The following is a 4,009-nucleotide window of genomic DNA, read 5'->3' as shown; positions in this document are numbered from 1 at the left end:
AAGTCTCGTGGATTTCGGCGAGATCGCCACGTCGTCCCGCCGTTGGCGGGACTCCTCGCGATGACAGTGGTTCCCTACGGGCCTCCTGCGCGCGTGTGCTTGGCCACTACCAAAACATTACGGTTGAACACAAAGTGGTATCAGATCACGCCGCGGGCACTGAGTATGACCGAGCGCCCAGGGGCCAAGACGGAAGCGACGTCCGCCGACGCGAGGTAGCTCCGATTGAGGACGTTGCGTCCATAAAGCTGAAGCTGGAGCGCCTCCGTGAGGCGGTAGCCGAGACCGGCGTCCAGAGTCGCGTACCCCGGTACCACCTGCTCTGTCGGTCCCGGACGGCGGTCGCGGACGTAGGCAGCCAGGCGGCCGAGCCACCACCAGCGGCCGCCGGTCTCCCGGCGGACGACCAGGAAGCCGCCGCGGGATGGCACGCCGTCGGTCGGCGTTCCGTCATCGAGGACCTTTCCCTGCTCGGCCTGCAGACCGATCTGGAGCAACGTGTCGCCTCCGACCTCGACGGTGCCCTCGAGCTCGACGCCCTCCAGTTGCGCCTCCCCTCGATTGCGGAAGAAGTAGTTGTTGCCGGTCCTGTATCGTTCGATGAGGTCATGGATGCGGTACTGGTAACCGTAGAGCGCCGCACGGTATGGTCCGCTGGCCCAGCGCAACGCGCCGTCGAATTGGCGGCTCGTCTCGGCGTTGAGGTCGGGGTTGCCGGTGATGAAGCCTCGGCCCGAGATTCCCCGGTAGTAGCGGTCCGAGAGGAGAGCGTCGCGGAACCCGCGGGCGGCCTGAAGCGAGAGCTCGAGGCCGGTCGCCAGCGGTACGCCGACGGCCACGAACCCGGAGAGCGCGGCGTTCGACGAGCCCCGGTCCCCGAAGTAGCCCGCGCGGTTGGTGGTCCTGACGCGATCGCCGCGCACGCCGGCCGACAGGCCGACTCGCCCAACGCTCCCACTCGCGGCGACGAAGATGGCCACGTCGTCGCGGCGTGCAGACCGGACGGAGACCTCCCGCGTCGAGCCGGTTGTCAGACCGGAGAGGCCGTAGTTGGTCGTGGTATTGACGGCCGACAGGCCCAAGCGTCCATTGGCATCGATCCCGACGATCGCTCGTACGGCCCCGATGGACCGCTCCGCTTCCAACCGTAGGCCGTAGTCGGTGGCGTCGACGTCGGCGCTGGTGAGCTGTCGCGGAGTGGTCGCCGTGGGCAGGCGGTCGCGGTCCGTGAGCAGTTGGTAGGAATCCCACGTCACCGTGACGCCGACGCGCGACCATTGACCAGGCCCCGGTCGGTCGAGGTGGAGGGCGAACCGGTGCGAGTTCTCCTGCGGGTACGAGGCTCGAGTGATACGCGAGTCGGTCGCCGCTTTCCCGATGTCGCGGCCCAGATCGGTGCGCCACAACAGCCGGAGGTTGCCGCCGAGGGCGGCGCGCTGGTACCCGAGACGCAGGCCCTGGAACTCGGCTGCGGAGTTGAAGACCGTTCCCCGAGGTGACGAGTAATCCTCGAACTTCCGGTAGGAGGCGGCGGCGAGCAGCCCACCTCCGAAGACGGGTGCGCCGATCTCCAGGTCGACCGCCCGTTCGCCCGTGTCGGTCGCCCCGACGGAAGTGTAACGAACGGCGAATGGGTCGCTGGGGCCGGGAATGCGGGTACGAGCGCGGATAACCCCTCCGAAGGCGTCGGAACCGTACGCGACCGAGCCCGGCCCCCGTACGACCTCGACCTCGTCGATGCTGAAGGGATCAAGGAACGTGGCGGACGGACCCGCGCGGCGCTCGGCCGTCACGCGGCCGTCGTCGAGCAGGATCAGCGTGCGCCCGCTCGTCAGCCCTCGGATCGCCGGGACGGCATCGTGGCCACGCTCGAGTCCGCTCGCACCGGCGATGGTGTCCAGTGTGTCGGACAGGTGCTGCGGACCGCGCTGCTCGAGATCGGCCCGGCCGACCAGGGTGAACGCAGCGGCAGGCGGGAGCTCGAGGTCGGCCGGAGCGCTGGAGACGACGGTCACCGCGTCTGTGAAGACCGGACTGATTCGCAGCTCGATGGGGCCTGAGACAGGTACCGACTCGACCGGGATCGGCCGTAGGGCGATGCCGTCCGGCCGGCTCACGACCACGTCGAAGGGCACTGTCGGGTCAGGTGTCAGGGTGAAATGGCCGGCGGCGTCCGTGACCGAGGAACCCGGCCGGCCCAGGACCTGGATCCGAGCTCCCGCGACCGGCCTCCCGTCATGGTCGAGGAGGACGCCTTCGAGTGCGTGGACGGCCGTCGAGAAACTCAGACACGCCAAGATGAGAGCGATGATTCGAGTTTGCACTATTCCTCCCGGGTCAGGACCCTTCGCGTTGGGCAGGGACACAGAACGTCGGGAAGAGGTCTACTCTCGACGGGGAGTGGCCAGCGGCCGACCCCGACTCAGAGACCCAGCACGAGGCGCGCGACTCGACACTCTCGTCGTCGACGACGTCGGATGGGGCTGGTGAGTGATCACCGATGATGCGCGGTGGGTCCGACCAAGCGCCGTCTGTGGCGTGAACGCCCTGGCGTGACGGTTTGCTACCCCGGTCGAGTGGTGGGTCAGTCCGACGGGCGCGAAGGTGGTGCCCGATGCTTCCCACCATCGGCCGGGATCAGAGTGAAGCGACATCGCTGGGAGGTCCTCACTGGCAGCAATTGGAAGATCGGCCGATTGGTCTGCCTCAACGGCCAGACTCTCGCCGCCGACCCGTTGGAGAACGCGAGCGCGCCGCGTCGGCGGGTTTGGCGCCCCCCAGCGGGAGCGCAGGTAACCGGGGTCCAGATCCGAGGTCAAGTGGATCGGATTGATGCGCGCAGGATGAGACGAGAGCCGGAGTTCCACCTCGCCCACCGTGGGATGGAGCGCGCTCCGGGGCGCCTCCGCGGCTGGTTCCGGCACACGTACGGTAGCGCCCAATAGGCCGTCCTCAACGACTTCCAGGTCCCCGCGCGGCGTCGGCCCGGGTCTCGCGGCCGCGGTCGGCGCGGAGGGCAGGCCGCCGCCCAGAACCAGGGCGATAACTCCGATAAGCTTCATGAGATAGACCATCAGAGCGTTCCTCGAAGATGGCACAGCCTGGACACCATATCACGAGGGCGTGACGCGTTCCATTTCTGAGCGGGCCGCAGGACGACTTGACCCGACGCCACGAGTCGGGCGCGGGCACGGGGCAGAGGGGCGGAGGAGCAGAGGGGCAGAGGAGCAGAGGAGCAGAGGAGCGGAGGAGCGGAGGAGCGGAGGAGCGGAGGAGCGGAGGAGCGGAGGAGCGGAAAGACAAAGGCGCGAGGAAACGACGGCGACGTGAGCCGGTCTGGGTGTTGGTAGTCAGGCACGAAGCGAAGCGAAGGGCCGTTCGTGGCGAAGCTGGCGTAGTTGGAGGCGAGGGGTTCGCGGCGAACGCCAGCCCGCGGTAAGCGATTCTCATGTTGTCATCCTGAGGAGCGGCCCGTAAGGCCGCGACGAAGGATCTCGTCGTGCTGAGCCGAGGGCCTTGTCGTACAGGCCGCGAGGTTGTTCTGAGCGGAGCGAAGAAAGGATCCTGCTTCTTCCACGAGATCCTTCGTTCGCTCCGCTCGCTCAGGATGACAACGGCGGGAGGGTGCCGGCATGCCCGTCGAGTCGGGTAGACCAGAACCTGTGGGGCGGGCGTCTCGCCCGCCCTGCGGGAGCCGAGGCGAACAGTCTGGTGCAAGCATGTTGGGCCGTCGCGCGCGGCCGAGACGGCCCCGCCACGGGTCGGGCGGACGGCAGCCTCGACGTCGCTGGCGGTGGGGAGTGCCGTTTGTGGCGGCGGCCTGGCTACGGAAGACGAAGCGTCCGCCGTGGTACGCCGGCGAGTCGCTGTCGCGATGGCGTCCTGTCAACATGGTCGCAACGGCGAGCCTGGGCGTTGGCTTTTCGCAACGGCGGCGAGGTTTCGGGGGCTTGCGCTTGCGCGCACGATGCCTATACTGACCCGGGCTTCTCGCTCCGAGCCGTGACAC

General features: G+C 68.1%; 1 protein-coding gene. It reads right to left on the bottom strand.

Translation table 11 applies throughout. From position 1 onward, the window contains the following. Positions 1-140 precede the first annotated feature (140 nt). Entirely contained in the window at positions 141-2,324 is a 2,184-nt protein-coding gene (locus M7D61_RS02030; protein WP_298227085.1) for a TonB-dependent receptor, read from the bottom strand. Positions 2,325-4,009 lie beyond the last annotated feature (1,685 nt).

The sequence above is a fragment of the Gryllotalpicola sp. genome (genome assembly GCF_027352875.1).
GTDB lineage: Bacteria > Actinomycetota > Actinomycetes > Actinomycetales > Microbacteriaceae > Gryllotalpicola.
Note: the sequence above shows the minus strand (reverse complement) of the source record. Positions and strands in the feature narration are given on the sequence as shown.